This is a genomic window from Nonomuraea longispora, from assembly GCF_004348345.1.
GTDB classification, from domain to species: domain Bacteria; phylum Actinomycetota; class Actinomycetes; order Streptosporangiales; family Streptosporangiaceae; genus Nonomuraea; species Nonomuraea longispora.
The window spans coordinates 13,816-39,643 of the sequence record NZ_SMJZ01000044.1; the positions used below are offsets into that span (position 1 = coordinate 13,816).

19 protein-coding genes are annotated in these 25,828 nt (G+C 69.2%); 7 read left to right on the plus strand and 12 right to left on the minus strand.

Annotated elements, in window-relative coordinates; translation table 11 throughout:
- Positions 1–30 precede the first annotated feature (30 nt).
- From E1267_RS14235 to E1267_RS14245, 3 genes are read left to right on the plus strand one after another with little or no spacing between them, the layout of a single operon-like run.
- Positions 31–1,248 (plus strand): hypothetical protein, encoded by a 1,218-nt coding sequence (locus tag E1267_RS14235; protein ID WP_132332919.1) that lies wholly within the window; start codon positions 31–33, stop codon positions 1,246–1,248.
- 58 nt (positions 1,249–1,306) lie between these two features.
- Positions 1,307–2,143 carry an alpha/beta fold hydrolase gene (locus E1267_RS14240; RefSeq protein ID WP_132332920.1) on the plus strand — a complete coding sequence of 279 codons (837 nt, stop codon included), beginning with the start codon at positions 1,307–1,309 and terminating at the stop codon, positions 2,141–2,143.
- Positions 2,136–2,783, plus strand: a complete 648-nt coding sequence (locus E1267_RS14245; RefSeq protein ID WP_132332921.1) for a TetR/AcrR family transcriptional regulator — start codon at positions 2,136–2,138, stop codon at positions 2,781–2,783. The genes E1267_RS14240 and E1267_RS14245 overlap by 8 nt, the downstream gene beginning before the upstream one ends.
- Before the next feature lie 83 nt (positions 2,784–2,866).
- On the opposite strand, the gene E1267_RS14250 is transcribed toward E1267_RS14245, so the two are convergent.
- From E1267_RS14250 to E1267_RS14270, 5 genes are all read right to left on the minus strand, one after another.
- Positions 2,867–3,652 carry an HAD-IIA family hydrolase gene (locus tag E1267_RS14250; protein ID WP_220449487.1) on the minus strand — a complete coding sequence of 262 codons (786 nt, stop codon included), beginning with the start codon at positions 3,650–3,652 and terminating at the stop codon, positions 2,867–2,869.
- A 120-nt stretch (positions 3,653–3,772) separates the two neighbouring features.
- Positions 3,773–4,513, minus strand: a complete 741-nt coding sequence (locus E1267_RS14255; protein WP_165959610.1) for a creatininase family protein — start codon at positions 4,511–4,513, stop codon at positions 3,773–3,775.
- A 28-nt stretch (positions 4,514–4,541) separates the two neighbouring features.
- Positions 4,542–5,417 (minus strand): RidA family protein, encoded by an 876-nt coding sequence (locus E1267_RS14260; protein ID WP_132332923.1) that lies wholly within the window; start codon positions 5,415–5,417, stop codon positions 4,542–4,544.
- The gene (locus tag E1267_RS14265) at positions 5,414–6,562 is read right to left on the minus strand and encodes a mandelate racemase/muconate lactonizing enzyme family protein (protein ID WP_132332924.1); all 1,149 of its coding nucleotides are present in this window, start codon (positions 6,560–6,562) and stop codon (positions 5,414–5,416) included. Before E1267_RS14265 ends, E1267_RS14260 begins: the two co-directional genes overlap by 4 nt.
- A complete protein-coding gene (locus E1267_RS14270; RefSeq protein WP_132332925.1) occupies positions 6,559–7,419 on the minus strand; it encodes an SDR family NAD(P)-dependent oxidoreductase in 861 nt (286 codons plus the stop codon). Before E1267_RS14270 ends, E1267_RS14265 begins: the two co-directional genes overlap by 4 nt.
- A 441-nt stretch (positions 7,420–7,860) precedes the next feature.
- On the opposite strand from E1267_RS14270, the gene E1267_RS14275 reads away from it, so the two are divergent.
- The 4 genes from E1267_RS14275 to E1267_RS14290 all read left to right on the plus strand — a co-directional run bounded on the left by E1267_RS14275 (position 7,861) and on the right by E1267_RS14290 (position 11,833).
- Positions 7,861–9,039 (plus strand): ABC transporter substrate-binding protein, encoded by a 1,179-nt coding sequence (locus tag E1267_RS14275; RefSeq protein WP_165959611.1) that lies wholly within the window; start codon positions 7,861–7,863, stop codon positions 9,037–9,039.
- 86 nt (positions 9,040–9,125) lie between these two features.
- Positions 9,126–9,989, plus strand: coding sequence for a carbohydrate ABC transporter permease (locus E1267_RS14280; RefSeq protein ID WP_165959612.1), 864 nt, complete (start codon positions 9,126–9,128; stop codon positions 9,987–9,989).
- A complete protein-coding gene (locus E1267_RS14285; RefSeq protein WP_132332928.1) occupies positions 9,979–10,929 on the plus strand; it encodes a carbohydrate ABC transporter permease in 951 nt (316 codons plus the stop codon). Before E1267_RS14280 ends, E1267_RS14285 begins: the two co-directional genes overlap by 11 nt.
- Before the next feature lie 142 nt (positions 10,930–11,071).
- Positions 11,072–11,833, plus strand: a complete 762-nt coding sequence (locus E1267_RS14290) for an IclR family transcriptional regulator (protein ID WP_165959613.1) — start codon at positions 11,072–11,074, stop codon at positions 11,831–11,833.
- Positions 11,834–12,031: 198 nt separating this feature from the next.
- Here E1267_RS14290 and E1267_RS14295 read toward each other — a convergent pair whose 3' ends face one another.
- From E1267_RS14295 to E1267_RS14325, 7 genes are all read right to left on the minus strand, one after another.
- On the minus strand, positions 12,032–13,516 hold the full coding sequence (locus E1267_RS14295) for a DHA2 family efflux MFS transporter permease subunit (RefSeq protein ID WP_132332930.1): 1,485 nt from the start codon (positions 13,514–13,516) through the stop codon (positions 12,032–12,034).
- A gap of 118 nt (positions 13,517–13,634) precedes the next feature.
- A complete protein-coding gene (locus tag E1267_RS14300) occupies positions 13,635–14,669 on the minus strand; it encodes a zinc-binding dehydrogenase (protein WP_132332931.1) in 1,035 nt (344 codons plus the stop codon).
- Positions 14,669–15,964 carry a SagB/ThcOx family dehydrogenase gene (locus tag E1267_RS14305; RefSeq protein WP_132332932.1) on the minus strand — a complete coding sequence of 432 codons (1,296 nt, stop codon included), beginning with the start codon at positions 15,962–15,964 and terminating at the stop codon, positions 14,669–14,671. The genes E1267_RS14300 and E1267_RS14305 overlap by 1 nt, the downstream gene beginning before the upstream one ends.
- Entirely contained in the window at positions 15,961–16,356 is a 396-nt protein-coding gene (locus tag E1267_RS14310; protein ID WP_132332933.1) for a RidA family protein, read from the minus strand. The genes E1267_RS14305 and E1267_RS14310 overlap by 4 nt, the downstream gene beginning before the upstream one ends.
- A complete protein-coding gene (locus tag E1267_RS14315) occupies positions 16,337–17,137 on the minus strand; it encodes an alpha/beta fold hydrolase (RefSeq protein ID WP_132332934.1) in 801 nt (266 codons plus the stop codon). Before E1267_RS14315 ends, E1267_RS14310 begins: the two co-directional genes overlap by 20 nt.
- The gene (locus E1267_RS14320) at positions 17,134–19,617 is read right to left on the minus strand and encodes an AMP-binding protein (RefSeq protein WP_132332935.1); all 2,484 of its coding nucleotides are present in this window, start codon (positions 19,615–19,617) and stop codon (positions 17,134–17,136) included. The genes E1267_RS14315 and E1267_RS14320 overlap by 4 nt, the downstream gene beginning before the upstream one ends.
- Positions 19,614–25,826: a non-ribosomal peptide synthetase gene (locus E1267_RS14325; RefSeq protein ID WP_165959614.1), complete on the minus strand. Its 6,213-nt coding sequence runs from the start codon at positions 25,824–25,826 to the stop codon at positions 19,614–19,616. The genes E1267_RS14320 and E1267_RS14325 overlap by 4 nt, the downstream gene beginning before the upstream one ends.
- Between the last annotated feature and the right edge of the window lie 2 nt (positions 25,827–25,828).

The window sequence follows — 25,828 nt, forward strand, 5'->3', positions numbered from 1 at the left end:
CGCAGCAGGATCCACCCGTAGGGGGAAGACATGACCGACCGTATGTTCGCCCGGCTCAGGCCCGGCAAGCTGGACGAACTCGCCGAGGAGAGTTACCGGCGGCGCCGCCGCGAGGACCTTGCCCGGACGTTTTCCAGCACCCGGAACCCGACACCCACGTGGAGAGCTTTCATGGCCCGCCGTCCGATGTTCCTCCTGGCCACCGGCGCGGTCGCCGCGGGCGCGGTTGTCGTCTCCACGGGCGTGTTGTCCGGCTCGCCCGCCGGCCGGACCCCGCCGGTGGCGGCGGAGAGCACCCCGCGCGGCACGACCGGTGGCACAGGGGCGTCGCCGGCCGCCACGCGGATCGACGCCCGATCCTTCCTGCTCGCCGCCGCGGACACCGCGCTGCGCGAGCCCGCCACGTCCGGCCACTACTGGTACGTCCGACAGCGTACGACGCATCCCACCTTCCGCTGGCCGGAGAAGTTCTGGACCGGGGTGCGCGAGCTCCAGCGCCAGGAGCAGGCGGAGGTCGACAGGACCGGCGCGAAGGACGACGAGCTGGTGGCGATCAACGAGAAGTACAACAAGAAGCTGGCGCTGCTGCGCGAGAGCATCTACCCCGACGGGCCGCCGTACAAGGCGTACGTCGTCCAGTCGGAGGAGCGGTGGCGGCCGAAGCGGGCGGGCGGCACCCACCGCGTGAAGAGCGAGGACCGCGAGGTCGTCTTCCCCACGCCGCAGGACGAGGCCACGTGGAAGAAGGAGGGCGCGCCGAAGTTGCTGGAGGACAAGCCCAAGAGCGTCGACGACGACCTCCCTCGGCCGCTGTCGATCTCCAACATGGACATCACCATGCAGAACGTCGGCGCACTGCCCGGGTCGAAGAAGGCGCTGGCCGGCCGCCTGCGCGCCCGGTTCGCCAAGCTGCCGGACCCCCACAAGGAGTTCGACCTCTACCTGTGGCAGACCGCCGTCGACCTGATGACCGCGCCGACCACTCCCGGCACCCGGGCGGCCCTCTTCCAGGTCCTCGCAGACCAGCCCGGCATCACCTCAAGCGGCGAGACCGAGGACACCGCCGGGCGTGAGGGGGTCAGCCTGGCGGTCAAGAGCGGCGACGGGGCCGAGTTCCAGCTCGTCATCAACGAGGACACGGCCGAACTGCTGGAGTACGCGGTGGTGGAGAAGGGCGAGGACACGGCGCGGGTGACCTTCGAGGAGTTCGGCTGGACCGACAAGCTGGGCCGGCGCCCGCACCGCTAGCCGGCCCAGCGTGTCGACGGTCTTGACAGACCTGGCTAATGCCATTAGCTTACGAGCTATGGATAATAGCTTAAGCGTTGGCGACGGGCAGCTGACCTACGAGATCGCCGGCGAGGGGCCGCTGGTCGTGATGGTCCACGGCATGGGCGACAACCGCGCGGCCTTCCGCTTCCTCGCGCCGCGGCTGGTGTCGGCCGGTTACCGGGTGGCCACGATGGACCTGCGCGGCCACGGCGGCTCGACCCCGGGCTGGAGCTCATACACGCGGACGGACACGGCAGGCGACATCCTCGCCCTCGTCCGCCACCTCGGCGGACCCGCCGTGATCGTCGGGCACTCCTGCGCCGGCGGCTCCGCCACCATCGCGGCGGCCGAGGCGCCCGAGTCCGTCAGCGCCATCGTCGAGATCGCGCCCTTCACCCGCGTCGACAAGATGGCGGCCGGGGCGCTGCTGCGCAACGCCCACCACCGCAGGGGCATGCTCCGCCTGTTCGGCGCCGTACTGCTGCGCAGCCCGCGGCTGTGGCGCCGCTACCTGGAGCACAACTATCAGGCGCGCAGGCCCGCCGACCACGCAGCTGCCATGGACGCCCTCCAGGCCGAGTTGCGCAGACCCGGCCGGATGGCCGTGGTGAGCGCGCTGGGGCGGTCGGCGCCCGCCGACGCGGGCGCCCGGCTGGGCGACGTGCGATGCCCTGCTCTGGTCGTCGTCGGCACCGCCGACCCCGACTGGCCCGACCCCCGTGCCGCCGCCGAACGGGCCGTCGCCGACATGCCGCAGGGCCTAGGCACGGTCGTGACGATCGACGGCGCCGGCCACTACCCCCACACGCAGTTCCCCGACGAGGTGGCCGCCGCGATGATCCCCTTCCTCAAGGAGCACGTGGGTGCCTAGGGCGTCGTTGTCGGCCGAAGCCGTCGTCGAACTCGCCTGCTGCATCGTGGACGAGCAGGGCGCCGAGGCGCTGACGTTGTCGGCGGTCGCCGGGCGGGCCGGGGTCGCCACCCCGTCGCTGTACAAACACGTGCGCAACCTGGCCGAGCTGCGCGACCGGCTCTCCGAACGGGTGCTGACGGAGCTCGCGGACCGCACCGCAGAAGCCGTGCTCGGCCGCTCGGGCGACGAGGCCGTACGGGCCTTCCTGCGGGCCTGGCGTGCGTACGTGCTCGAACACCCCCAGCGCTACGCCGCCATCCGGCAGGACCCAGGACCACAGGCCACCCCGGCGGGGCAGCGGCTCCTGAGCATCTCCGCGGCGGTGTTGCGCGCGTACGGGCTGGAGGGTTCGGCGCTGATCCACGCCACCCGCTGCCTGCGCGCGGCCGCCCACGGCTTCGCGGTGCTGGAGGTCTCCGGCGGCTTCGCGATGGACGAGCAGACCGGCGACAGCTACGAACTGCTGATCGACATGCTGCTCAAGGGTCTGGATCGGCGTGTCGGGACGCGAGCGGCTCAGCGCGGTGACGTCGTGACAGCGAGCGGCGGCCTCCGCGACGATGGCGGCTGCGCGCACTGCAGGAATGGTCGATCGTGAGCGACGTGTCGGCATCCCGGGATGCCTACGACCGCGCCGGTTGATCTTCCGGACGGCCGGTTCCGACAGTTCAGCCAGAACGGTCAGTGGGGCTCTGGGTCGGCGAGCCCCACCAGGGACGGCAGCGCCGCGAGGTCGCTGAGGACGAAGGTCGGCTGGTCTGGTGCCGTGTGAAGGTCGGTCGGATCGGTCACACCGGTCAGGACGAGCGCTGTGTCCAGGCCGTTGCGCGTGCCCAGGCGAACGTCTGTTTCGAGCCGATCTCCAACGACGAGTACCTCATGAGCGGCGGCTTGCAGCCGATCGAGTGCGGCGTGCGCCATCATGGCCGACGGCTTGCCCACGACGACCTCGACCCGGCGTCCGACGGTGACCTCGAGAGCGGCAATGATTCCCCCGCAGTCCGGGACCTCCCCATCGTCGACGGGACAGGTCGGGTCGGGGTTCGTGGCCACGAACCGGGCTCCGGCCCGCAGCGCGCGGAACGCCTCCATCCACTTGCGATAGTCGAAGGTACGGTCGAACGAAGCCACGACCACGTCCGCGTCGCGGCCGCTGTCGACGAGACCGATGCCGTGTCCGGCGAACTCGGCGTGCAGGCTTGGTTCGCCGACCAACAGCACCTCTGCGCCCGCCGCCTCGGCCAAGAGCCAATCTATGACCACGCCGCCTGAGGTCAGCACGTCTTCCGGCGCCGCGGCCACGCCCAGTGCCCGCAGTCGTTCGGCATAGGCTGCCGGGGAGCGGGTCGGGTTGTTGGAGACGAAGAGAACGGGCACGTTCGCCGCGCGCATCCGCCGCAAGGCCTCGACGGCCCCCGGCAGCGGCCGGCCTGCTCGGTAAACGGTGCCGTCGAGGTCGCAGATCACGGCCCGGTACGCCTCCCGGGGCGGCACGGTCCGGCCTGGACGACTGCGCTCATTGTCGCCTCGCACGGGGTTCCTCTCGTCAGCGGTGGCCCGGAAGTCTTACACGGACGCGCTCTGCTCTCACCGGTCCGTCATGGATCGGACGAGGTCGACCAGGCGCTGTGTGACGATCTCGCTGATCTGCTGCCCCTTTTCGGCGGAGGCGGCCTGGGGGTCGCCGAACACGCCCGTGGAGGAGACGTCGGCGAATCGGCGGTAGACGATGGCGCTTCCCGCGCGGAGCATGTCGGCGGTGTCCCAGCCGAACCAGCTCTTGTTCTCGCGCGGCGGTATGGCGGACTCGTCAACGAGCTGGGGGGCGATGGCCAGCAGTAGCGAGGTTTCGAGTTCGCATGCATGACCGACACCGCCTGGGCCGGTCGTACTGATGGCGAGCAGGTCCTCGGATGCGATTTGCCACCACGCCGTCCGGACGATCTTGCATTCGGGTCGGCTGTGCCCGAGTTGTTCCAGGGCGACCTGGGCGATGCCTTCGTTGCCACCGTGGGCGTTGAGCATCAGCAGGCTGGTCATGCCGTGCCGCAAAACCGAGTCGGCGGTCTGCACGATCTGGTGCAGCAGTGTTTCGTGCGTCAATGACAAGGTGCCGGGGAAGTCGTCGTGGTGCTTGGAGTAGCCCACGGAAACGGTGGGCAGGATCAGCACGTCGTCACCGAGGCGTCGGTCGATCTCCTGGCAGAAGTGGTCGACGAGGATACGGTCCGTCGCCAGCGGCAGGTGTGGTCCGTGCTGCTCGACCGCACCGAGCGGGAGTATGACGGGCAGGGACCTGTCGACCGTGGCGAGTCGTGCCGAGGTCATCTGTTCCCAATACGTCATGAGGTGGCTCTCATCGTGCGACCGCCCACATTTCCACTTCGACGAGGAGCCCGTCGAGCAGGGTCGCTCCGACCACCGTGCGTACGGGGCAGGGTTCCGGCATGTACGACCGGTAGACCGAGTTGAAACGTTCCCAGGTCGCCATGTCGGTGAGATAGGCGTTCACCTTCACGACGTCGGAGAGCGTGCATCCAGCGAACGCCAGTTGGCGTCGACAGTTCTGGAGAGTGAGATGAGTCTGCTCTTCTATGTCATCCCCCACGATCGAGCCGTCCGGCACGATCGCGGCCTGGCCGGACACCACTACCAAGCGGTCCGCGCGCACGGTCAGGACCGGGGAGTAAGGCCCGGCAGTGACATGTTGAGTGGCATGGGCGGGGACTTCCTTCGCGTGGGACGCGACGGACGTGTCCCCCATGGGGTTCGGCAGCCGGCCGATGAACCCCCTGATACGCCAGCGACCGGCGTCCTGCCTGCAGAAGTACAGGGTCTGCCAGTTGAGGTGCACCAGTCCGCCGTCGCGACGGCGGATCGTCCCGTCGAACTTCTTGTGCGCGACAGCGTTTCCCTCGTGGATTTCGATGTCCCGGAGCGTCGTGACCTCCCGCAACCCGGCCTCCAACGTGTCCGCCGGAACGGCCGCGCTCAGTTCCGCGCTGCCCGCCGACCATGCGTCACGGTAGGCCGCGAGATTCCCCCCGACTGTCCAGGAATCGGGGTTCGACGTTGTTCTGGCATCGATGGACATGAATTCCGACGCGCTGACATGGTCGGCCTCGACCATGGTCCACTCGTTGCGGACGTACGCGGTGATGTCGCGGTCGACGAGCATCGTCCAGATCGCGGCGCGATCCGGATCCGCCGGGAACGGATTTTCTGGGCTCACTGCGGCAGGTACTCCTTCTCGGCTGTCCGGAACTCGATGCGGGCCTGCTCGTCGAGCTCGACGCCGAGACCGTCTCCGTCTGGAAGAAACGCGTAGGGGGGCTCGATCCGCAGTGGCCGGCGGAGAAGGTCGTGTGACCGGATCAAGCGTCCGAAGATGTCACTGGGCTGGACGCACGCTCGTGCGGCGGCGCAGGAGTGGATATAGGCGGCTTCCGCGATACCGAGGTCGACCTGCGATCCATGCCAGGTCGGCATGTGGAACAGGTCGGCGGCATGGTCGAGGCGGCGGAAATCGCTCAACCCCGCGGTGATGTTGAGCATGTCCGCGGTGCCGTGACGGAAGATTGCGACGGCTTCGCTGCCGCGGTCGGAATACTGCGGATAGGCCAGCGATATGTGGCGTGCCAGCGGTATCGGGACGGCGGATCGCAACCGTGACCACTCATCGAGCATCCAGTGCGGGATCGGATCCTCCAGGCAGGCGACATTGCCTATCTCGGCAAGGGCCAGCCCGATGGCGCGGGCTTCGGAGAGGCGTTCGAAGCGGCCGTTGGGATCGAGTACGACGGACATGGTGGGCGCCCGCTCGGCGATGGCTCCGCACCACGCCACGACGTCGTCCTCGAGCGAGCATTTGAACTTGACGGAGGTGAAGCCCGCGGACGCGAAGGAGCGGACCAGATCGCCGACGTCGTCCACTGTGCGGTGGCTCGACCACGCGCTCACCGCGACCCGGTCGCGCAGCGGTCCGCCGAGCAGGTCGACAACCCTCAGGCCGTGGGATCGCGCGAACGCGTCCCAGGTGGCCATCTCGAAGCCGTCGAATTCGTGGACGCGGGGAAGCGGCACGTCCTGCAGGGTCACCGACCGCAGGTCCAGACCCACCAGCGCGGTGGCCAGCGCGTCCACGGACTCCCAGTCGTGCGCGCGGTACAGCTCGCCGAGGCCCACCGTCCCGTCTCGCAGTTCGAGTTCGAGGATGACCTTGGGCATCTCGTCGAACTGGACGGACCAGCTCGCCGCACCCTTCCACGGCTTGTTGTGCAGTGGGCGGTGGATCGATGGTGACTCGATGACTCCGGGATGCGCGGGCACGACGACCTCGGTCGCGCGGATCCGTGCAATCTGCATGGGATTGTTCATCGCGCGTCCTGGCCTTCCGCACGTAGGGTCGCCTGCCGCTCTCGATCGGCATAGATGCGAGCGCTCATGTCGCCGTTGTAGAGCCGGGCGGTGAGCCCGGCATCAATGGTGATCACCTGGCCCGTGATGCACCGGCTCTGTTCCGACAGGAGAAACTGCGCTGCCCAGCCACAGTCGATCGGCTCGATCACCCTTTGGAGCACCTGCTCGCTGTTGGTGTGCGTGGCGATCCATGAGGCGTCGGGCGCGGGATAGTCGGGCGGCACCAGATCCCGGTTTATCGGGACATATCCCGGCGCTATGGCGTTGCAGCGCACGCCGATCGGTCCGAACTCGACGGCGCAGGCGCGGGTCAGCCCCTCCACCGCGGCCTTGGCGCTGGCGTAGATGGCGTACCGGCCGATCGTCTTCCCGGCGTGGACCGACGAGACGTTGACGATGGCGCCCGGCCGGCCGTGCGCCGCCACTGACCGGGCAAAAGCCTGGCTCATGAGCCAGACACCCCGGAAGTCGATGTCGACGATGCGGTCGAACTCGGCCTGGGTCGCGTCGAGCATCGGTGTGATGAGCCCGACGCCGGCATTGTTGACGAGTCCGGTCAGGGGTCCGGCACGGTCGATCGCCTCGTTGAACATCCGCGCCACGTCGTCCGGCCGCGAGACGTCTCCCACCACCCCCACCGCGCCGGGGTAGCGATGCACCGTTCTCCCTACGTGCTCATCGTTCAAGTCGTTGATGACGAGTCGCGCCCCTGCCGCATGGAGCGCGTCACACACCCCGGAGCCGATTTTGGGGCCGGACGCCCCAGTGACGAGGACCGTGTGGCCGGCGAGGTCGTGAGCGGGCGCGGCGCTCATGTGCTGTAGCGGAAACGATGCCGACCGACGATCGCGGTCCGGACTCCAGCACGAGACACCCTTGATCCTCTCGCCGCAACATCTAATTTGTCCCGATTTCTGGGACAGTGGACCATTATAGGCGGTACGGAAGTTGAGTCAATGATGCGTGGGATGCCGTCAATGACGGCAATGTGAACAGAAAGTAGCGTTCTGCAGGCGTCCTGGGCAGGGCGTTGACACGGCCCGCAAGCACCGCCTAGCTTCAAGCCCCCGGGAAACGGTCCGCTGTCCCACTAAATGGGACGCGTTGAAGGGAAAGCGCCCATGCAGATGCGATACCGGCGCCGCCGCGTGAGGGCTGCCGCCCTCACGCTCACCGTCACACTTGGACTGTTCGGTGCAGCCTGTTCCGCCGACGACTCGGGGGGCGGCTCCGCTCAGCAATTCACCTATTGGTCGATGTGGCAGGAGAAAGAGCCGCAGGCCAAAGTTCTGGCGAAGGCGCTCGCGGACTTCGAGAAGGAGTCCGGCATCAAGGTGAAGGTCGAGTGGCAGGGGCGCGACAATGTCACGAAACTTCTGGCGGCGCTGCGTACCGACGACGTCCCCGACCTCATCGATCAGCAGTACTTCACGGTCAGCAACGCGATCGTCAAGAATGATCAGTTCAAGGACCTGAGCGACGTACACGACATGGAGATACCTGGCGAGAGCAAGACCGTCCGCCAGGTGATCCCGGAGAAGTACGACCAGTTCACGACCACAGCCAACGGCGCCCAGTTCCTGATCCCGTACGAGGTGATCGGCTACTCGATCTGGTATGACGCCAAGACCTTGCCCGACGTCGCCGACAACCCGCCGAAGACGTGGCAGGAGTTCGCAGACGTCCTGGCCAGGTCGAAGGCGTCCGGCCGCAACCCGATCGCCCTTGACGGCGACATCGCCGGGTACGCGGAGTTCTGGACGGCGACGGCGCTGTCCAGAACGCTGGGCCCGGGCGGCTTCTACAAGCTCGTGTCGGACAAGCAGGCAAGCGGCTGGAACAACCCCGGCGTCCGCAACGCGCTCGCCGCCATCGCCAGCCTCGCGAAGCAGAAATACTTCATACCGGGGTACGACAGCAGCAAGTTCCCCGCCATCCAGACGAAGTGGGCGCAGAACCAGGCGGACTTCCTCTACATGGGAAGCTGGGCTCCGACGGAGACCGGCACGCTGGCGGCACCCGGGTTCAAATACCGGTCGTTCAACTTCCCGACGTTCGGCAGCGACGAGTCGTTGCCGGCGAGCGTCATCGGATTCGCTGTCCCGAAATCGGCGGATCACGCCGAGGCGGCGCAGAAGTTCATCGCCCACTTTCTCCACAAGGAACGACTGTCCAAGATCTCCAGCGAGGCGAACAACCTCACCCCCCGATCGGATGTCGAGGTGCCCGAGCAGTTGGAGGACGTCAACGAGCTTCTGCAGGAGAAGAAGCTGAGCAAGATCACTGACGGAGTGCTCGGAGACTTCTCGGACTTCGACAAGAAGGTCTTCCAGCCGCTGAACCTCCAGCTCATGACCGGAAAGATCACGCCGGACGAGTTCATCGACCAGATCACCACCGGTCAGCGCGACTTCTGGGCGGGACATCGCTCATGACGCTCGCGACACCTCCTGTGGGTGAGCCACGCCACCGGCGCGGCTCACCCCGGGGCACGGGGGCCTTCGATCGGTCGCGCCGACGGTTGTATCTGCCCTTCGTCGTTCCCGCGCTCGTGTTGTACCTGGCCTTCGTCATCGGGCCGACCCTCGCCGCGCTGTGGATCAGCTTTCACCGGTGGGACGGCGTGAGCGACATGCGGTGGAACGGCCTCGACAACTATTCCGCGCTTTTCGACGACCCCACCTTCCGCACCGCGCTGGCCAACACCCTCATCATCCTGGTCGTGGCCGGCGCCGCCATCTTCGCCATCAGCTTCGTCCTGACCATGATCGTTCGCGAGATGCGCGGGCGGTCGTTCATCCGTTCGGTGCTCTTCTTTCCCCACATCGTGTCCGCCATCGTCCTGTCGATCGTGTGGGGCTTCATCTTCGAGCACAACGGTACGGTCAACACCATCCTGTCCACGGTGTTCGGGACGGAGCCGATCCCCTGGTTGAACGCCGACAATCTCTTCCTGATGATCCTCATCGGCACGGTCTGGATCTCCACCGGCCTCTACGTCACCATCATCCTGGCGGCCGTCGACCGTATTCCTCGATACTTCTACGAGGAAGCGCTGCTCGCCGGAGCGAACGCGTATCAGCGGCTGCGGTTCGTCACGTTGCCGCTGTCGTGGGACGTGATATCGGTGGCCGCCATCTTCTGGACGATCAGTTCGCTGAAGATCTTCGAATTCATCTACGCATTCGGCGGAACGACCAACGATATGCCGCCGCCGGCCGTGTGGAACTCGGCGCTCTTCGTCTACGGCGAGTCGTTCGGCGGGAGGAGCCCGTCGTACCTCTTCGGTTACGCCTCTGCGTCGGCCATTCTCATGCTGGTGCTGTTCACCGCCCTGATCGTCGTGCTGAGGCGCCTGCTCCGGAGGGACTCCATTGAATTCTGAGAACTCAATTGCGCAGACCGGGGTATTGCAGCCGCATAGCGATCCCGCGGTTGTACGCGGGGGTCGTGACCGACGTCCCTCCGGTGGGCAATCCCCGCGCGTCAGAACGACGAGGGCCGACCCGATCCGTACCCTCGGCCGCGTCCTGGTCTGGGCCTTCGTCACCTTCAACCTGTTGGTCTTCGCGTTCTTGATCCTGTCATCGTTCAAGACCACCACTGACATCTTCAGGGCGCCCTGGGGGATTCCAGGCTCGCTCAACTTCGCCAACTGGACGAACGCGTGGAACGAGAGCGGCTTCGCCCGTGCCACACTCAACACGGCCGGGCTCGCGCTGGGGGCTTCCTTCTGCACCCTGGCGGTCTCCGCCCCCGCCGCATACGTGCTCAGCCGCATCCGAACCCGCTCCGCCGGGCCGCTCAGCGTGTTCTTCGCGCTCGGGCTCGGCATCCCGGCTCAGGTCACCGTCATCCCGCTGTTCGAAATGATGTCGAGAGTCGGCCTGGTCAACAGCCTCCTCGGTCTCTTCATCATCTACACCGCGACGCACGTGCCCTTCACCGTGTTCCTGCTGACCGGATTCATGCGCTCTCTGCCGCGCGAGATCGAGGAGGCAGCCGCGATCGACGGAGCCTCTCCGTTCAGGTCCTTCTGGCAGGTCATGCTTCCCCTGGCCCGCTCGGGCCTCGTGACCGTTCTTATCCTGAACATCATCTCGATGTGGAACGAGACACTGCTCGGCATTGTCTTTCTGCAGACCGTGGAGAAGTACACGGTTTCCCTGGCGCTGCTCAACTTCTTGTCGAGCATGCAGTTCTCGGGCGCCGACTATGGCGGGCTGTTCGCCGGAGTATGCATTCTCGTTCTGCCCATGCTGGCTCTTTACCTGTGGTTGTGGCGGCGAATCATCGAGGGCATCACCCTCGGGGCGGGGAAGTGATCGGGACGCCGCGAACGACGCCGCGTACGGCACCAAGCCTGCGCGAAGCCGACGGTTGCCCCGGCCTGTACCGGTACGACGCCGGTCGCCCCTCGCAAAGCCCAGGTGCCATAATCACAGCAGCCTGCTGCGAGGGAGCAACATGAACGAATCCGTCCGCAAAGCTGCGGATATCCTGTCCGCCCTCGCCGATGTCGGCCGTGACGCCAGTGCCCGCGAAATCGGCGTTCTCCTCGACCTGCCGAAGAGCACCGTACAGCGACTGCTGCAGGCGTTGGAGCAAAGCGGTCTCGTCCGGCAAGACGCCGCCTCACGCAGATATGGCCTCGGCCCGAAGACCCTGACCCTGGGCATGTCGTACCTGGACCGAATCGACGTTCGCTCGCAGGCCTTGCCGCACATGATGCGACTGCGAGACGATCTTGACGAGACCATTGCGCTCGCGGTGCGCGTGGGGCACTCCCGAGTCTACGTGGAGCAGGTCGAGTCGCGGTCCGGGCTCAAGGCGAAGGCCGAGGTCGGCAGACCGTACCCGCTGTGGGCCGGCGCGGCCGGCCGGGTCTTACTGGCGAGCCTGCCACGCGAAGAACTCATTCGCTTCACACTCGACGTGGGAGACGCGGCATTCACCCACGTAAACCCTCCGACGTTGAACGGGCTTCTCGCTCAAATCGAGGAAACACGCCGACGCGGTTACGCCTGGGCGTTTGAAGAAGCCATGCGAGGCGTCCACACAGTCGCCGCACCCATCCCCATCTCCATGTCGGAGGTGGCAGCACTGAGCGTCTCCGGACCGTCGACCTGGTTCGACGAAAGCCGCATGAAGGACGCAACCGGCCCTCTGATGGACGCGGCCAGAGCAATTTCCTCATCGATGGGATACACCAATCCCCTCCCTCGGTAGCGCTCCACAACGTTCGCTATCTTGTGAGGCGCCACCGCTGCTCCTTGACCTGCGTGAACACCCCCGCAGCGCCGCCCAGAAGCCGAGGGCACCGGCACCGACGGCCGGCACCGGTGCCCCGCATCCCGCGCCGCTTGCCGTCGCGCGGCAGGTCAGCCCGTGCGGGTTCTGCGGGCGCCGTCCGGATCGCGTCCGCCGTCACGAATTCCCGGGGTGCCCCGCCGCGGTGGCCGACGTGGGCGTGGTGAGTTGCTGCTCCCCGGCGTCGGTAGCCGGAGCGGGGAGGCCGCCGCGCTTGAGGAACAAGCTGGTGACCACCGCCACCGCGACCACGAGGGCGGTGACGAGCAGGGCGGCACGCGAGTCGGCAGCCAGGGCGGCGGCCGAGGATGTGGCGGTGCTGCCCAGGATGGCGCCCACGACCGCCGTGCACACGGCGCTGCCGAGCATGCGTGCCATCTCCAGCGTCCCCGAGGCTCCGCCCACCTCATGCGGCGGCACCTCGCTCATCGCCACGGTGGTGAGCGGTGCGAAGGTGAAGCCGGCACCGGCGCCGGCCAGCAGGAGTGTCGCGACGAACACGCCCCACGGCATCTGCGGGGTTATCAAGAGCGCGGTGAGGACCGTGCCGAGGCAGAAGGCCGCGAAGCCGCCGACGAGGATCCAGCGCGGCTGGACGCGCTGCATCAGCGCCCCGCTGAACGGAGCCACCAGTGAGGACGCCAACCACATGGGCGACAGGACCAGGCCCGCCTCCAGCGCGCTGACGTGCAGGACCGACTGTAGATACAGGGTCATGGCCAGTTGCGTGCCGAAAATGCAGAAATATGTGGCCAGGGACGCCCATGCCATCAGGCCGTAGTTTCTGTTGGCGAACAGCGCTCGCGGCAGCAGCCCGTCGGTGCGGGACCACTCCCAATAAACGAAACCGAAGAAAATCACCAGTCCGACGATGAACACGTATCCGACGTGCACTCCGGCGACGATCTCTCCCCAGTCGACGCGTGGACCGTCGATCAGCGCGTACAGCACCCCGAACAGGCCGGCCGTGGCCAGGACGACGGGGAGGAACGCCAGTCGCGGGCGGCCACCCACGCGGGTCTTCGGCACGAAGACGAAGGTGCAGATCAACCCGGCCACCCCGATCGGCAGGTTCATGAGGAAGATCCAGCGCCAGTCGAGCACGTGGGTGATCAGCCCGCCGAGGAACGGCCCGATCGCCGCGGCCGTGCCGATGATCGAGGCCAGCACGCCGAAGGCCATGCCCCTGCGGTGCGCGGGGAAGACGGCCGCGGTGATCGCGAGCGCCTGGGGACCGGCCACGCCCGCTCCGATGCCTTGCAGCACCCGGCTCGCGATGAGCTGCTCCGGCGTCGCGGACAGGCTGCACAGCAGCGACGCCACCACGAACACGCCCAGCCCGAAGGCGAAAACGGCCCGGTGCCCGAGCAGGTCGCCCAGTCTGCCCGCGAGGAGCAGCAACATCGCGTAGGGCAGCAGGTATCCGTTGACCACCCAGAGCATGTGCCCCATCGGAGCGGCCAGGTCGGTCATGATGTTGGGAAGTGCGACGTTCACCACCGTGCTGTCGAGCACGTTCATGAAATAGCCGAGCGCGATGGTGATCAGCGCGAGCCACGGACTGTGCCTCAGCACGGGGCCCGTCTGCTGGGGGGCCGTCATGAGACTTCCTCCTGTGTCGAATGGGTAGTCACGTACTTCTGACGGTAGGCCGTGGGTCCGACAATTTTCTGCAGGGTCATGACCGGGATACGCCTACGACAAGCCACCAGAACACTCACTATTGCCTTAAGATGACTTTTCCGATTTGGTCAGACGATTGCAGATATGTGAGGGCGTCACGGATCTCCTCCAGCCCGAATTCCCGCGCGATGACGGGCCGTAGTCCCGCTTCCGTGGCCGCGACCAGGTCCTCGAACTCCGCCAGAGTGCCCGTGGTCGATCCCAGGATCTCCAGTTGTCGCACGAACACCCTCGGCAGGTTGAGCTGGACGCTCCCCCCGGTCGTGGCCCCGCAAGTGACCACCCGGCCGCCGACCGTCGCCGAGCGCAACGACTCGTCAAAGGTCGCCGCACCCACGTGGTCGATCACGACGTCGGCGCCGTCGCCGTCGGTGTGGTCGATGACCTTCCTGGAGAACCCGTCGGACGCGAAGACCTCGAACGCCCCGAGTGCCCGCAACTCCTCGGCTTTGCCGAGGTCACGGGTGGTGGCCAGCACCCTCGCGCCGAGGTGCGCGCCGATCAGCACCGACGCCGTCCCGACCGCTCCGCTGGCCCCCACCACCAGAAGCGTCTCGCCCGCGGTCAGCCGCCCCCGCGACGCCAGCATCCGCCAGGCGGTGAGGAAGGCCAGCGGCAGCGCGCCGGCCTGCGCCCAGGGCAGGGCCGCGGGTTTGCGTACGAGGTTGCGTGCGGGCAGTTGCACCACCTCGCAGGCGGTGCCTTCCGCATGCTCACCGAGAACGGCGAAGCCGCTGCAGTAGATGTGGCGGCCCGCCTTGCAGTTGGCGCATCTCCAGCAGGCGGCCACCGGGTACAGCACCACCTCGTCGCCCGGCGACCAGCCCTCCACGGCACTGGCTACGACCTCGCCGGCGCCGTCGGCGGCGATGACGCGGGGCGTGCGCACCCGCTGCGCCCCGTTCACCACCCACAGATCGAGGTGGTTCAACCCGGAGGCGCGCAGCCGTACGCTGACTTTCCCCGGCGGCGGGTCGGGCAGGGCGCGCTTGTGCATCCGGAGGCCTTCGGGGCCCCGCGGTTCCTCCAGCACGGCGCAGCGGCCGTGACTGGTCACCATCGTGGTGGACATCAGACTCCTCCCGCATTCACACGAGTCGGCCTGCTCCCCAGCGCGAGTTCGCCCACGCTGGCCTCGCTCATGGGATCCAGGCCGGTGGCGGAGGCGAAGGCCGTCGCGTCGCCGTCCCCCAGGGCGCAGACCGCCAGTCCCATCGCCGTGGCCACGGTGTACATGACCTGCTGGACTATGCCGACGTGCTTGAGAATCAGGGCGTATGACATGCCCCGGTAGGTACGCATGAGCCTGCCGAAACGGGCCGTGATGATCAGCAGGACCTGTGGTTGCCGCTCGGCGCCCGCGACGACCGCGGCGTGGGCGAGCAGGTCGCCGGTGTGCTCGCTCACGTATCTGAGCCGGTGCTCCTGGGGGTCGTAGTGGTACAGGCCGGGATCAAGACCCGTGACGTTCCGCACCACGGGATAGATCTCCAGCTCGTAGGCGGAGCCGCCCGACGGGTACGGCCTGCTCAGGTATTCGGACCCGTTCCGCTGGACGAGCCAGCGGTTGCGCGCACAGCGGAACAGCAAATGCCCGAGCTGGACGACGGTGAGCGGGTGCTCGTCGTCGTGGTCGCGGATGGTCCGCCGCTTCTCCAGGACGGCCGTGACCGTCTGGTCGGACTGCCGCAGGCCGGCGAGGTCCGGCTTGGCCAGCGTGATGCCCTCACCGCGGAAGCGTTCGTGGCGCGCGGGCAGCCCGGCGAACCGCCGTGTCCCCCAATGGGAACGGCCGAAGTCGGTGGCCCGGTGGACGCCGGGGATCCGCGTCTGGTGATGGAAGGCCAGCTCGTGCGGCGTCCATTGGGCCAGCGCCAGTTGTGTCGACTCCGCCTCGTCGCCGGTCAGGCCCGCCCAGTCGAGGTAGCGGCACAGATCTCCCTTCCCCGTGAGCAGCGCCGGCAGTTCCTCGGACTGCTCCACGCGCACCGAGCACCAGGCCCGGGCCGACTCCAGCGCGTAGTCCTCGCCCACCTTGCGCAGCACCGCCAGCTCCGAGACCGGGCGGCCGGTTCCGCCGTCCGACGGCCGCGGCGGCGGGTCGGCATGCGGATGCAGGGTGAGGACGGGCGTGTCGTCCCTGCTCACGATCAGCGACAGCCACCCGCGTCGCCACAGGTCCGTGACCACGTCGTCCCCGGTGAACGGCATGCCTGTGGTGGCCAGCGTCTCCAGCACGTGGGGGTCGTCCACCCGGCCCAGGCCCTGGGAGCGTGCACCCGAGCGCACGACCAGGCGGCAGTGCCCTTCTGGCGTGCGCTCAAGGGTGGCGTCCGGGCGGAGCACGACCGTTTCATGGACGTTCATGCCACCGCGGTGGCTTCCAATTCGACCACCAGACCGGGGAAGGCCAGCCCGGACACCTGCAACAGGCTCCCGGGAGGGGCGACCCCCGCCGCCTCCAGCCGCTTGCCCATCACGCTCACGTGCTGCAGGAACTGCTCCATGTCGGTGGTGTACATGTTCAGCCTGACCACGTCGGAAAGTCGCATGCCGGCCGCGTGAAGGACGGTTTCCACGTTGTCCAGGGCCAGCCCGATCTGGGCGGCCATGTCACCCGGGTGGGCGACCTCGCCGTTCTCGTCCAGCGACGTCTGGCCCGCGCACACGAGCATGCTGCGGTGTCCTTCGACGAGTTCGGCCTGGTGGAAACCGAACTTGATGTTCCACTCCCACGGGTTAACGGATGTGCGCTTCATGTGAGTACCTCCCAGCAAAGGTGTCGACAGCGTCCGCCAGCATGGCGGGCGCTCCTTCCATAGCCCGGTGCGCCTGCCCGGGCAGCACCTCGGTGACCGCGCGAGGCATGAGACCCGCGATCATCGCTACGGCTTCGTGCAGCCCCGGCGCGCTCCTGTCTCCCTTGAGCAGCAGCGTGGGTACGGTCAACGTGGCCAGCCGCTCGCGATCGAGGACGTAGTGGTGCGTGGCGTCGATCTCGCGGGCGATGGTGTCGGCGACCGCGGCTCGTTCGGCGAAGCCGGGAACGCGCCTGAGCAGCTTGGCGAGTCCCGGTTCCAGGCCGGTCACCTCGACCAGGAAGAGGCAGAGCGCCTCCTCCCGGCGGTCCTGCGCGCACAGGTCGGCGACCCGGGCCGCCACACCGGAGAAGTCGGGGGTGCCGGGGACGGGGACGGGCGGCTCGTAGAGCACCAGCCCCTCGACCGAGGACGGTGCGCGGGACGCCGCTTCCAACGCGCAGATCGCGCCGAACGAGTGCCCGACGAGCGTCGCGGGACCGATGTGATCGAGCACGGCCACGATGTCGTCGGCCTCCGCCCGGATGCTGTGCCCGGCCGCGTCTCCGCTGCCGCCCCGGCCCCGGCGATCCATGGTGTGGACGCTGTGGCGGACGGAGAGCGGCGGCACCACCGAGCGCCAGCACGTCTTGTCGTCACCCGTCCCGTGCACCAGCAGGATCGCGGGTCCCGTGCCGGCGCGCTCGACGTCGATCGACGTGTGCCCCGATGAAACCCTCATGTCACCGGCTCCGTTTCCACCGCGAGCGCGTCGCCCACCAGCGACAGCAGACGCTCCCGCGCCGAGGCGACGAAGAAGTGACCGCCGTCCAGCACCTCCAGCCGGAACCGGCTCGCGGTCTGCTCCCGCCAGCCGAGCACGTCCTCGATCGGCGCGTCGTCGTCATGGCTGCCCGCGAAGGCGGTGACGGGACACTCCAGCGGCTCGTCCGTCGTGTACCGGTAGGTTTCGTGCATGGTGAAGTCGGCGCGCAGGGCCGGCAGCAGTACGGGGCGGAGCCGTTCGTCGTCGACCAGGCGGCGGTCCGTGCCGCCCAGCGTGCCGACATGCGCGAGCAGGGCGTCATCGGGCAGCAGGTGGACCCGCGCGCTGATCGGCGTCTGCGGCGCGGCGGAACCGGAGACCAGCAGCCCCGCGGGTTCCGGGTGCCCGTTCCTGCGCAGCCACCGCGCCAGCTCGAAGGCCACGATCGCGCCCAGGCTGTGCCCGAACAGGAAGGTGCGCGGGTGCGGATCGGCCGCCAGCCGCGGTCCCAGCCCGGCCACCAGCTCGGCGACCCACTCCAGCGGTCGCTCGGCCAGCCGGGGGCCGCGGCCGGGCGGCTGCGCGCAGACCAGCTCGACATGGGAAGGCAGCAGCTCACCCCACGGGGCATATGCGTTGACGCCGCCGCCGGCGTAGGGGAAGCACACCAGCCGGGTCAGTGGCCGTTCCGGTCCGCTCACCCGGACCAGCACGTTGCCGGGCTGTTCGGCCGCGTCCAGCAGGCCGGACAGAGCGCGGATGGTGGGCCGCTCGTAGAAGGCCGTGAGGTCGATCTTGACGGCGTGCCGTTCCTGGAGCTCCATCACCATGCGCGCCGCGAGCAGCGAGTGGCCGCCCAGCTCGAAGAAGTCCTCGTCGATCCCGACATGGTCGCGTTCGAGCAGCTCGCACCAGATGCCGGCGATGTCGCCGGCTCCCGCCGTGGAGTCCGCCCCAGCCGTGGCGGAGGAGGAACGGCGCGGCGGCGGTAACGCGGCCCGGTCCACCTTGCCGGTGACGGTGCGGGGCAGCCGGTCGAGCAGTACGAACTCGGCGGGCATGTGGGAGCGCGGCAGCCGCGCGGCCAGCGTCCTGTGCAGCGCGGGCACGCCGGCGCTCTCGACGCCGGTGAGGTAGGCGACGGCGCGCGGCTCGTCGCCGACCGCCACCACGGCCACCTCGTCGCCGCCCGCGTGCGCGGCGACGACGGCCTCCACCTCGTCCAGGTTGACGGCGACGCCCCTGATCTTGACCTGCCGGTCCACCCGTCCCACCAGGACCAGCTCACCGTCGCCGTCGAACCTGCCGAGGTCGCCGGTGCGGTACATGCGGGCGCCGGGGTCGCCGGCGAACGGGTCGGGCAGGAACCTGGCCGCGGTCAGCGCGGGGTCGTCCAGGTAGCCGCGCGCCAGGCGCCGTCCGCCGACATGGACCTCCCCGACCTCGCCGTCCGGCACCGGTCGGCCCGTCTCGTCCAGCAGGTACACGGCGGCGCCGCCGAGCGGACGCCCCACCGTCTCCCCGCGGCCCGACCGCCCGGTGATGTGGGTGGTCTCGGTGGAGCCGTAGGTCACGGCGATCGTGAAGGGCGGCGCGGCCTCGGGCCCGAGCCGGAACCGCTCGCCAGTGGTGAGCAGCAGCCGCAGCGAGCAGTCCGCGGGCCAGCTCAGCTCACACAGCGGTACGGCGAGCGTCCCCACCAGGTGCGCCACGGTGATCCGTTCCCGCAGGATCCAGTCCTGCAGCTGCTTCGGCACCAGCAGCGTCCCGGCGTCCGGGATGTGCACGGTCGCGCCCGCGGCCAGCGCCGGCCACAACTCGTTGACCAGCGACACACCGAACCCGGGCGAGGAGCACCAGGCCACCCGGTCGTCGCCCGTGAAGCCGAAGTCCTCGCGGGCCAGCGCCACGCACTCGCTGACGGTCTCATGCCTGGCCACCACTGCCTTGGGAGTGGAGACGGAGCCGGAGGTGTAGACGATGTGCGCGGCGCTGTCCGGAGTGACGCGCACCTCGGTGAGGTCGTTGGCGGGCAGTTCGTCGAACATGTGCCGGTCGGCGTCCAGCCGGAAGACCTGCACCCCCAGGTCTGCCAGGACGGGTTGGAGCTGCGCCAGGGTGTCGCAGTTCACCGTGGAGGTGACCAGCACCTTGACGCCGCAGGAGCGGATCTGGTCGACGGTGCGCTCGATGGGCGCCGCGGGGTCGAGCAGGACGGGGGCCGCGCCGGCCTTGACTATGGCCAGCGGGGACACCACCGCGTCGGGGGACCGGGAGAGGCAGGTCCCCACGGGCTCGTCGGCGGCCACTCCCAGCTCCCCGAGCAGGCGTGCCACCTTGTTGGCGCGGCTGTTCAGCCGGCCGTAGGAAAGGACCGTGGAGCCGGACACCACGGCAAGCTTGTGCGGGCTCCGCCGTGCCTGCTCCTCGATCAGGGAGTGCACAGTGCCGGTCACGCCGACTCTCCTCTCATGTCCACCACGACCGGCCCCGCGTCTACGGCGGCGCGGATGGTCGGGTACTGGAAGAAGGCCTCGACGGGGATGTCGAAGCCCGCGTTCGCGGCCTCGTTGATGAACGCGATGGCCCGCAGCGAGTCGCCGCCCGCGGCGAAGAAGTCCTCCTCCGGGCCGAACGCGTCGACTCCGAGGATCTCCGCCGCGACGTCGAGCAGGACCGCCTCGGCGGGGGAGGCGGGCAGGGCGTCACCGGAGCTCTTCCGCTCGGGTGCGCCGAGCGCGACCAGGGCGGGCCGGTCCACCTTGCCGTTGGCGGTCAGGGGCAGCTCGGTGAGGATGTTGTAGTGCGTGGGCACGACGTCGCGCACCAGCTTGCCTGTCAGAAACTGCCTGATCTCGGCGGGGTCGGGCGCGGCGCCGGGCTCCGGCACCAGGTGCGCGATCAGCCGCTTGGCCGTGCGTTCGCCCACGGCCACCACGCAGCACGCGGCGACCTGCGGGTGGCCGGCCAGCGCCGTCTCGATCTCACCCAGCTCGATGCGGTGACCGAGGATCTTCACCTGGAAGTCCTCGCGTCCCAGCAGTTCCAGGTCGCCCGAGGGATGGTAGCGGCCCAGGTCGCCGGTCCGGTAGAGCCGCTCGCCCGTCCTCGGATGGGTGATGAACCGCTCGTCGGTCAGCTCGGGCTGGGCCCAGTAGCCGCGGGCCAGCCCGTCACCGGCGATGAACAGCGACCCGGTGACCCAGTCGGGGCACGGCTCCAGCCTGCCGTCCAGGACGTGCCAGCGCTGGTTACGCAGCGGCCTGCCGTACGGCACGCTGGCCCAGTCCGGCGCGGCGGGGCCGACCTCGTGCGCGATGGACCAGATGGCGGCCTCGGTCGCCCCGCCCAGGCTGATCAGCCGGGTGCCGGGAGAGATCTCGGCCAGGTGCTCGTGCGTGGTGAGGGGGATCCAGTCGCCGCTGAGCATCACCGTGGCCAGGCTCGGGGCCACCCGCTCGCCGCGCCCGCGCAGGTAGTCGGAGAGGATCTGCCACAACGCGGGAACCGAGTTCCAGATCGTGACACGTTCCCGGGCGACCAGGTCGGCCCAGGCCCTCGGGTCCGGGTTGGCGGAGGCCGGTGGGATGACCACGGCACCGCCGACGGCGAGCAACCCGAAGATGTCCCAGACCGACAGGTCGAAACTGAGCGAGGACAGGGCGAGGACACGGTCGTCGGCGCCGAGGCCGACCCGGTCGTTGATGTCGGCGATCGTGTTCCACGCCGCCCTGTGCTCGATCATCACGCCCTTCGGTCTGCCGGTGGAGCCCGAGGTGTAGATGACGTACGCCAGGGAGTCCGGGCGGGCGGGACAGTCGGGAAGCGGCGCCGGCCGTAGCGCGCCGGGGTCGGCGGGCACCGTGATCACCTCGGCCGCTGTGGGGACGTCCACGCCGTGCTGGGTGAGCACGAAGTCGGCCCGGCCGTTGTCGAGCAGGTAGGCGATGCGCTCGGTCGGCAGGTCGGGGTCGATGGGCAGGTAGGCGGCACCGGCCCGGAGCACACCGAGCACGGCCGCGACCTGCTCCCAGCCTTTGCGCATGACCACCGCGACCGGCTTCTCCGGCCCGGCCCCTGCGTCGATCACGCGGGCGGCCAGCGCCGACGACGCGTCGGCGAGCTGCCGATACGTGATCACCCGCTCGTCGATCACCGCGGCGGCGTCGGGCGTCCGTTCGGCCTGACGCAGGAACGGCTCGTGCAGCAGTTCCGCCGTCACCTTCGCCTCGGTGGAGTTCGCCGCGCCGCGGCGCTCCACGGTGGCCTGCGGGAGCCTGACCGGGTTGGGCTCCCGCCACGTGTCCGGGGAGTCGGCGAGGTGGCGCAGCAGCTTGCCGTACGCGTCGGCCATGTCGCCGACCAGGCCCGCGGGGAAGAGTTCGGCCACCGCGTCCCAGCAGTAGTCGAGTCCGCCGTTGACCTCCATCACCTGGTGGTCGAGCGCGACCTGCGGGGTCTGCGTGACGCCGAAGGCGTAGCGGCCGAGGTTGCCCCAGTCCATGCGCGGCACGCCGACCAGGCTGGAGAACACGACCGGCATGGCGGCCCGCGGGGCGCCGCCCTGCCGCCTGCCCAGCTCCCGCAGCACCTGCACGCTGCCCACGTGCCGGTGCTCCAGGTCGTGCCAGAGCCGCTCCTGCACGTCACGGGCGCGTTCGGCGAAGTCGGCGCCGCGGTGGTCCACCGCGTGCAGCACTCCCGAGGTGAAGTCGCCTAGCAGATCGTTGAGCTGTGGATGCAGCGGCGGCCTGTTGAACAGCGTCATGTTGACGGTGAAACGCGGCCCCGCGCTCCAGGTGGCCAGAATCTCCGCGAAGGCCGCGAGCAGCAGCGCCGACGGGGTGATCCCGGCGCCGGCGGCGGCGTGCCGGAGCCGCAGCCACTCATCGGCCTCGATGCGTCCCGCGTGCCGTTCGAACTTCGGGTTGTCGACCGAGCCGAGGCTGCGCAAATAGGGCAGTTCGGGCGCTGGCGGCAGCTCGGCCAGCCTGCCGTCCCAGTACTCCCGGGCGGCCCGGTACAGCGGGGAGCTCTCCCGCGCGGCGCGTTCGGCCAGCACGTAGTCGCGGAACGACAGCTCGATCGGCGGTAGCGGCGCGTCGGGGTCCCGATAGAGCCGGGACAGCTCCTGGGTGAAGACGCGGGCGCTCCGCGCGTCGAAGATCAGCAGGTCGAAGCTGATGTGCATCCGGGAGATGACCTCGTCCACCCGGGTCACCCGCACACCGAACAGCGGCCACCGGTCGGCGGCCAGCACCTCGTGGGAGAGCCGCTCCCGTATCTCACCCAGCCTGGCCGCACGCTCGGACGCGTCGGCCCGCCGCAGATCGGTCACCTCCACCTCGTACGGCGGTGCCGTCGGAAGCACCCGCTGACGACCGTCGCCCGTGACCACCGCGCGCAGCATGTCGTGCCTGCGCACCAGCCGGTCGATGGCGATGCGCAGGCGCTCGACGTCGAGGTCGGCGACATCCCACTCCTGGTAACCGTGGCAGCCGACGTCGCCGAGCTCCATGCCGGTCATCCGGCCGATCCAGTAGGCGTGCTGGATGTCGGTGAGCGGGAAGGGCTCGTACCGCGACGCGGGGTCGGTGCGGATCACCGGCAGCGCGTCCTTGTCGGCGGCGTGGGCGCCGTCGCCGTCGCGTTCCCTTTCGATCGCCCGGCTCATCTCCCGCACGGTAGGCGCTTCGAACAGGACGGACAGCGCGAGTTCGACGCCGAAGCCGGCGCTGATCGCCGCCATCAGCTCCATTCCGGTCAGGGAGTCGCCGCCCAGCTCGAAGTAGTTGTCGTCGGCGCCCACGGTGTCGGTTCTCAACACCGAGCGCCAGATGGCGGCCAGCTCCCGCTCCACCTCGGTGGCGGGCTCCTCGTAGGAGACCGAGCGGCTGCCACGGTCCGGCGCGGGCAGGCGGCGCTTGTCGAGTTTGCCGTTGGGCAGCGTCGGCAGCGCGTCGATCAGCTCGCACGCACCCGGCACCATGTACCCGGGCAACTGCTCGCGCAGCAGCTCAAGCAGCTCGGACTTGTGCACCCGGCGGTTGACTTCCGGCACCACGTAGGCGACGAGCCGCCGCTCGCCCGGCTCGTCCTCACGGACGACCACCGCGGCGTGCCGTACCGCCGGGTGTTCGAGCAGGCGCGCGGCCACCTCGCCGGGCTCGACCCGGTAGCCGTTGAGGCTGATCTGGTCGTCCACGCGGCCGAGGATCTCGATCGAACCGTCGGGCAGCATGCGCCCGATGTCCCCGCTGGCGACCATGCGGGCGCCGGCGCGTCCCGCGTAGGGGTCGGGCAGCCATTTCTGCGCCGTCAGGCCTGGCCTGTTGACATAGCCGCTCTGCAGCAGGTCGCCGCCCACGTGGATCTCGCCCGGCACGCCCATGGGGACGACCCGCAGGTTGGCGTCCAGCACGTACACGCGCGCGCCCGGCACCGGCAGCCCGATCGGCGACGAGATCGACCGCCGCTGCCGCTCGGGGACCTGCTTGGGCGTGACGCGGATGCCCGCCGCCTCGTTCAGGCAGGTGGTGGCGTTCGTGGTCTCGGTCGAGCCGTAGATGGTGGCCACCTCGAACGGCACCGCCGACGACAGCCAGCCGGTCCGCTCCCCGGACACCAGCAGCGCGCGCAGCGCCACCTCTTCGGACCAGTCGACCGCGCACAGCCGTTCGGCCAGGGCCTTGGTCACCAGCGACACCGTGACCCCGCACTCCACCAGCCAGTCCCGCAGCCGGAAGGGCGTGCTCACGGTCCGCTCGCCGGCGATGTGCACCGCCGCGCCCGCGGTCAGGAACGGCCACAGTTCGTTGACGAACGAGATCCCGAAACCGGGCGCCGAGATCCACGTGCCCCGGTCGTCCTCGCCGAGCCGGTAGCACTGCCGCGTGCCCAGCGCGCCTTTGGCCACCGCGGCGTGGTTGAACGCCACTCCGCGCGGCTCGCCGGTCGAGCCCGAGGTGTAGGCGATCTGGCAGACCGACAGCGGATGCGCCCACTCGTCGGGGTCGCCGGTGGACGATCGGTTCAACAGGTCGCTGTCGCGATCCACGCACCAGATGTGACCGGCGTACGTGCCGGGCAGCTTGCCGAGCTGCTCCTCGGCGGTGAGCACGGCCAGTGGCCGGGAGTCGTCGAGCATCATCGCGAGCCGCCGCGCGGGCTGCGCCGGATCGAGCAGTACGGCAGCGCCGCCCGCCTTGAGCACGCCGAGCACGGCCACCACCATCTCGGCCGACCGGGGCAGGCACACCCCCACCGGGGTCTGGCGTCGCACGCCCAGGTCACGCAGGTGGTGCGCGATCTGGTTGGCCCGGCCGTTCAGTTCGGCGAAGGTCAGCCGCGCGGACTCGGAGACCAACGCCTGCGCGTGCGGCCTGCGCGCGGCCTGTTCGGCGATGAGCCGGTGCACCAGCTCGGTGCCCGCTACGGGGCCGCCGTCCTGGTGACCGGCGATCAGCGCGCCTTCCTCGTCGGTCAGGATCCGCTGCCGCGAGATCGGCACATCGGGGTTCTCCGCGAGGCTCTTGAGCAGCGCGACCAGGTTGCCCCCGAACCGCCGCACGGTCTGGGCCGTGAACAGGTCGGCGTCGTAGTCGAACGTCAGGGACGCGCCGTGCTCGTGCAGCCGGGCGGACAGGGCGAGGTCGAACAGGGCGAGGCCCGCGTCCACCTCGACCGCGCCGCGCCGTCGCCGCGACGACGAGAAGGCGAGCTGGCACACGGGGCGCCGGCTGGGGTCGTGTTCGCGTTCCAGACGGCCGATCACGGCTTCGAACGGCACCGCGCCGTGGACGCGTGCCTCCTCGACAGCGCCTCGGACCCGGCGCAGCACGGTGGGGAAGGTGGGGTCACCGGTCAGGTCGATGCGCACGGGCAGCGGGTTGGTCGCGCCCTCGACGGTCACCGCCTCGTCGTGGACCGCGATGACCATCTCCTCCGACCCGGTGTAGCGGTGGGCGAGCACCGCGAACGCGGCCAGCAGCGCCACCTCGCCACCGAGCCGGTCCAGCACCGGGGCCTCGACGTCGGCGCCGACCCGGCCGCCCCGGTAGCTCAGCACGGGCGGTCGCAGCCGGTCGGCCGGCAGTTCGACACCGGTCGGAGCGCTGGCGAGCCGGTGCGTCGCAGCCTCCACGGCGTCGGCCGACTCCTGTGCCGGCACCGGGTCCCCGCCCGGCTCCGGCACACCGCCGCCGTAGCAGGTGAGCAGCTCGTCAAGCAGGTCACGGACGCGGAAGCCGTCGGCGATCAGTTGATGGGCAACAAGCATCACCGCGTGCCTGTCGTCCGGCAGTGACAGGACGCGGACCCGCCACAGCGGACCGTTGGCGATGTCGAAGGGGATCCTGGCCGCTTGCGCCGCCCACTGCCGGACGGCGGACTCCTCGCCCTCCTCCACGACCACGGCAGGGGACGGCTGGTCGACCGGCACCATGCGGATGACGCCGTCGGAGGCGATGAAACCGGACCGCAGCTCGGTGTGCCGCAGCCGGAGCTGAGCGATCGCGGCGCGCAGCCGGTCCTCCCGCGGCGGGCCATCAAGGATCAGCGCGTCGCCCGTGGAGAAGGAGGCGACGGCGTCGTGCAGATGCTGCAGGTACCACAACCGGGTCTGTCGGGCCGACGCCCGGACACCTGTGTCGGTCAACGTAGCCATAC